Annotated in this window: 4 protein-coding genes; all 4 read right to left on the bottom strand. The window is 35.7% G+C overall.

The window, feature by feature from the left end; translation table 11 throughout:
• Nucleotides 1-162: 162 nt before the first annotated feature.
• The 4 genes from JGH11_RS10210 to proC all read right to left on the bottom strand — a co-directional run bounded on the left by JGH11_RS10210 (nucleotide 163) and on the right by proC (nucleotide 5,861).
• Entirely contained in the window at nucleotides 163-2,064 is a 1,902-nt protein-coding gene (locus JGH11_RS10210; protein WP_201111487.1) for an ATP-dependent DNA helicase RecQ, read from the bottom strand.
• A gap of 81 nt (nucleotides 2,065-2,145) precedes the next feature.
• The gene (locus tag JGH11_RS10215) at nucleotides 2,146-2,940 is read right to left on the bottom strand and encodes an MBL fold metallo-hydrolase (RefSeq protein WP_201111488.1); all 795 of its coding nucleotides are present in this window, start codon (nucleotides 2,938-2,940) and stop codon (nucleotides 2,146-2,148) included.
• Between the two features lie 10 nt (nucleotides 2,941-2,950).
• Entirely contained in the window at nucleotides 2,951-4,687 is a 1,737-nt protein-coding gene (gene recJ / locus JGH11_RS10220; RefSeq protein WP_201111489.1) for a single-stranded-DNA-specific exonuclease RecJ, read from the bottom strand.
• Nucleotides 4,688-5,075: 388 nt separating this feature from the next.
• Nucleotides 5,076-5,861 (bottom strand): pyrroline-5-carboxylate reductase, encoded by a 786-nt coding sequence (gene proC / locus JGH11_RS10225; protein ID WP_201111490.1) that lies wholly within the window; start codon nucleotides 5,859-5,861, stop codon nucleotides 5,076-5,078.
• Nucleotides 5,862-6,180: the final 319 nt, after the last annotated feature.

Here is a 6,180-nt window from a genome sequence, read left to right on the forward strand (position 1 = left end):
ACAAACAGCCTTCTTTATAAAAGGTGACAAAAGTTACAGTTTTGAAAGAGATTTTACTTTATTACCTTATTCACCTCGAAAACAAGTTGTGTACAAGCAACTGACACCATATAGATAAATAATAAAGAGTAAAAATGATATATTCTAAATCAGACAAATGAATTACTCTTTCAAGTGAACTTTATCAATATTCAAAGTTAATTCTCCCCTATCGATTAAAAAGCGAATAACGCTTACAACGTCTTTCTTCGGATATTTTGCAAGAACATCAACCAACCTATCTATACTTAAATCATCATGCTGCAAACATTCTTTTATTGATAAAGATATATCATTAAATCTCACGTTTGTAAGACCGGAATCGTTCTTTGCCAAACACACATCGCATTGTCTGCAATCAGTTGACTTTTTCTCTCCAAAATAAGATAACAATACACGACTGCGACAAATATTATCTTGCTCTACATAGTGAGTTATTGCCTGAATTCTTTTTTCAAAACGCTCTTTCCTATCTTCATTTACAAGACGGGGAATATTTAAGTATTTACAATCAACACGCGGTCGGGTATATGTAATTAATGGCGTTTTTTTATGAGGAATATAATCAATGATATGCCGTTTTGCTAAAATTTTAAGCTCCTCATAGACAGCCCTGCGAGTAGTATTAAGCCTCAAAGCTATTTCAGCTTCGTTTATTGTCGCATAATTAGTAAACACCCCTGTATAAAGACGTAATATAGTATTTATCAACTGTTCATACTCTCCTTCAAAATCGAAACGATACAGTTCATCTCTATATACAGTAAATATTAAGCGGGAACGGTTATCAACCTCATCTGTATATTCAATATAACCTGCAAGATCTAATATTTTAAGAGCATTATGAGCAGGTAAAAGAGATAGCTTGTAAGTAGCGCAAAACTGGTGCAAACTAAAATCATGTACCATCCCTACTCCAAACCCCTCAGCAACTTGAAAAAAATAAGCTAACGAATCATAAACCTGCAAAATAAACTCTTTATCGGGAAATTCGTCACGGATACGTTTTTTCAGCTTTGAACTATCATTTTTATTATAAAGAATAATAGCAAAAGACTTATTTCCATCACGACCTCCGCGCCCCGCCTCCTGAAAATACTCCTCTACCGAATTTGGTAAGTCTGTGTGCACAACCAGTCTCACATCAGGCTTATCGATCCCCATTCCAAAAGCATTTGTACAAACAATGATACGTTTTTCATTATTTTTCCACGCATTTTGCTTCCGTTCTTTATCTTCACCACTCAGCCCGGCATGATAATAGTCTGCGGAAAAACCACTCTGAACAAGAAAATCAGCCACCTCTTTTGTTCGTTGACGACTGCGAACGTACACAATAGCCGAACCCTTTATTTTTTCCAAAATACGAATTAATTCTTCGGGTTTATTCTCTGTATTCCTTACAATATAAGCAAGATTTTTACGCTCAAAACTTTTTTCAAATACATTCTTTTTTTTGAAGTGTAATTGATCTTGAATATCTTCTACGACCTCAGGTGTTGCCGTTGCTGTAAGCGCTAAGACCGGTACTTCAGGTAAATGATCTCGAATCTCTGCTATCCGGAGATAAGATGGCCGGAAATCATATCCCCACTGAGATATACAATGCGACTCATCTACCACCAATAAACAGATATTCATATCACGCAACTTATTCAGAAATAAATCTGTGGCAAGGCGTTCAGGCGATACATACAAGAATTTATAGTCTCCAAAAATGGCATTTTCCAGTGTAGTTATTATTTCCTGACGGGTCATCCCCGAATAAACTGCCAACGCCCTTATATCACGGTTACGTAAATTATCAACTTGATCCTTCATAAGAGCGATCAGCGGAGTAACCACAAGACAAAGACCTTCCATAGCCATAACCGGCACCTGAAAGGTCAATGATTTACCTCCACCCGTAGGCATTAGCCCGAGTGTATCTTTCCCTTGGCTTACGGAATGGATAATTTCTTCCTGTAATGGGCGAAATTTGTCATAACCCCAATACTGCTTGAGTATTTTGTGATAGATATCCATTCTGATGTGCCAATTATTAAATATGCCAATGTACAATCTAAATCATTGACACATTGGCATATTCATTAATCAATTAATGTATTAGTTTTTCATCGGACGTATTTCAAGTTTAACCCCGGTACCATCCAACGCCTTACCTATCTTTCCCTGATCAAACTCCGACATATGATATGGATAAAGCACCTTTGGCTGCACCTTCTTTGCTGCATCTATAAACATATCGTCAGACATTGTATATGGCAAATTTTTAGGAAGAAAAGCAATGTCGATTGTTCCTTTCAAGGCATCCATTTCAGGAATATTTTCTGTATCTCCAGCTACATACACATTCTTGTCACCAAAAGTAAAAATATAGCCATTACCTCTACCCTTTGGGTGATAAAATCCACCTTGCGGATTTTTGTTTACCATGTTATAAGCCGGTATAGCTTTCATCGAGAAATCAGCTAAAACTTTATCATCTCCATTATTCATCACATCTCCATATCCAAGCATTTCATTACATACTTTAGACACGATATAATGAGTATCTGCTTTCTTAATTGCATCAATCGCAACTGTATCTAAATGATCGGCATGTTCGTGGGTAAGTATTATAAAATCAGCCTTAGGCAATCTTGAATAATCTGCTACCTGGGTATAAGGATCGACATGAATAACCTTGCCTGCATACTCAAATATAATAGAAGCATGCCCTACTAATGTAACCTTTAAATCGCCTTTATTAGTTTCATAAGTATCTGATTTTATGCATTCTTGCTCGGTCATTAAAGTATTTACTTTTTCATCTTCTGACTTATTTGCATTTGCTTTACCACCACAAGATATAAGTGCAAGCAAAGAAATTACTAAAAATAGGAATAAAGACTTCTTCATATTATAATTATTAATGTGAATCTCCAAGTTGGCCGGCATCAATATCTTTCACATAGAGTTGTATATTTGTTTTCCCGTTATGAGTATTTTCCTCTAATGTATAACAAATATCGAATGGCAGCCCATTTTTTACCCGCTCATAATTAGCACTCTGACGAAATGCAATACCATTTACAGGTACAGAAGTAGTGTCATCTATCATTTCCAGCTTCAGGTGTACATTTTCTTTTCCAACCATCTTGCTGGTTCCATAATCTTTCACGCCACAAGTAACAAAGATAGGATTAAGATTTTCAGGTCCAAATGGAGCAAAAGATGCCAAATCATCAATAAACTTCAGATTTATATCTTTAAATGACAGCTCTGCATCAATATAAATCTGAGGACGCATCATTTCGGGTGCTATTGTCTTCAAAGATAATTCTTCGAAACGTTTTTTAAATTCAGCGAGATTTTCCTCTCTCAAGGATAAACCCGCTGCATAAGTATGCCCTCCAAAGTTTTCAAGAATATCTTTACATGCTTCTATTGCTTTATACACGTCAAAACCCATAACAGAACGAGCCGAACCTGTTATAAGCCCCTGAGATTTAGTAAGAACTACCGCCGGACGTAAATATTTTTCGGTCAGACGGGAAGCAACTATACCGATAACACCTTTATGCCATGTTTCGTTATAAACAACAACACTTTTATTTTTTTTCATATCCACCGTTTCATCGATAAATTGAATAGCCTCATCAGTTATTCGTTTATCTAATTCACGACGGTCATCATTATAATGATCTATATTTTCACTCTGTTCGCGAGCATCTTCAATAGTATTGGCTAATAATAGATCGACAGCCTCTTTACCTTTCATCATACGCCCTGAAGCATTGATCCGAGGCCCTATCTTAAATATTATATCATTGACTGTTATACTCTTATATGTTAGTCCGCAAATTTCGATAATACCCTTCAGTCCCAAACTGGGGTTTGAATTAAGTTGCTTCAATCCATAATAAGTTAATATCCGATTTTCTCCTGTAATAGGGACAATATCTGAAGCAACACTAACGGCTACAAGATCAAGTAAATCAGTAAGTTCTGAAAAATCTATTTTATTGTTTTGAGCTAATGCCTGTACAAGTTTGAATCCAACTCCACATCCGGATAAATGTTCATAAGGATAAGTAGAATCTAGACGCTTTGCATCTATAACAGCAACTGCATCAGGCAAAACCTCATCAGGCATATGATGATCACCAATTATAAAATCTATCCCCTTGCTTTTAGCGTAAGCAACTTTTTCTATAGCCTTAATCCCACAATCAAGGGCTATAATAAGCTTCACACCCGTTTCTTCAGCATAGTCAATTCCTTGTTCTGAAATCCCATATCCCTCATCATAACGATCCGGAATATAATAATCCAGATTAGTGGTAAATTTCCGTAGAAATTTATAAACAAGTGCAACAGCCGTTGTGCCATCCACATCATAATCACCGTATATCAATATACGCTGCTTTTGCCCTAATGCCTTTTCTATTCTCTTAATTGCTTTGTCCATATCGGGTAGCAAGAAAGGATCATGTAAATCTTTCAAACTCGGATGAAAAAACTTATATGCATCCTCCGATGAGGATATACCTCTCTGTATCAAGAGTTGGCAAAGAACGGGGCTTATGCCTAATTTCTTCGCAAGATCATCTCTCTGCTCTTTTTGCTGGGTTGTTAGGGCTTCGTAATTCCATTTGTAAATCATTTTATATCGTTTTTTCTTACTCTTTTTCAGGTGAGGCCTTGATTAACATTTACAGTTGATCTTCTAGCTAAATAGCTACTGATAATCAGCCTCTCATAGTATTTTATCACGTTCCAATAGTGATACACTACGAATTGTAAAGATAATATATATATGTGAAAACGCTGTATGTGATTTTATTTTTTTATTTCTCGTTCGATTACAATAATCGATAAAACAGCCTCACATATAGTTCAATTCTATTAAATTATTACGCATAAACAATGCACAATAACTGTTCGAATGTCTTCTTTATCAATTCTCGATTCTTCAATCCCTTTTAACGAATATATCTAGTATATTTTTCAATTATTACAAACCTAAACCTATTCGCATTAATAGGAATATATTATTTTACATTACTTGTTTTTAGTCCTTTGATCACAGACGAAGTAAAACCAGCATGCTCCATTTCGTTCAATCCTTTAATCGTAATACCTCCGGCTGTAGTAACTTTATCGATCTCTACCTCGGGGTGGTTACCTGTAGCCTCAAGCAGATCAATGGCACCTCGCAACGTTTGCAAAATTCCGTTTTTTGCCTGATCGGGATAAATCCCCATTTCTATTCCGCCTTCCATAGCCGCCCGTATATATCGGAAAGCAAAAGCAATACCACAGGAAGTAAGAGATGTTATAGCCGGAATTAATTTTTCATCTACAACTTCGGCCTTACCTAGTAACGAAAAAATACGATATACACTATTTTGTTGTTCTTTATCTGCATTTTGCGATGTTATATAAGTCATACTCTGACGTACTGCAATCGCAGTGTTGGGAACAACGCGGAATACAGGTTGTAAAGGACTGGTCCACTCCTGCAATTGGGATAAAGTAATAATAGCAGCAATAGAAACGATTAGCTGCTTAGGTCCGGCAATAAGATCTCTATGCGTTTTTAGAACTTCTTCTACCATCCATGGCTTTACAGCTATGATTATCATATCGGCAGTAGACAATGATGTATAATCATTTACTACAACATTCAGCGCCTCTGAAATGGCTTTCAAACGTGGTACATTCTGACCTTTATGATCAATCACCGTTATATCTCGAGGAAGAACACTACCACTTGCTGCCAATCCGGATGCTATAGCGCCTCCCATATTACCTGCTCCTATTATAGATATTTTCATATTTTAGCTTTTATAATGTTTATATAGCTTTCTAACCAGAACAAAGCCCTCAGTCTAACAAATCAGAAGATTACCAAGTTCGACAATGTATAGATATCATTTTTATTGGATGAAACAAAATTAACTATTTTTGTATAAATCCTATTATTTAACCAATACTTTATCCAAATAATCTTTTAAGATACAAACATGATTATATATTGTTTTCTACACAGCATACAATAAGAAGAAGGCCTTCTTTAAGATCAACATCTTCATAAACTAGCCTCAATCCTATATTTATCATTTTTTATTGAATCGTATAATATGTCTTATTAGA

The organism is Dysgonomonas sp. Marseille-P4677 (assembly GCF_016652235.1).
In the GTDB taxonomy this organism is placed as follows: domain Bacteria; phylum Bacteroidota; class Bacteroidia; order Bacteroidales; family Dysgonomonadaceae; genus Dysgonomonas.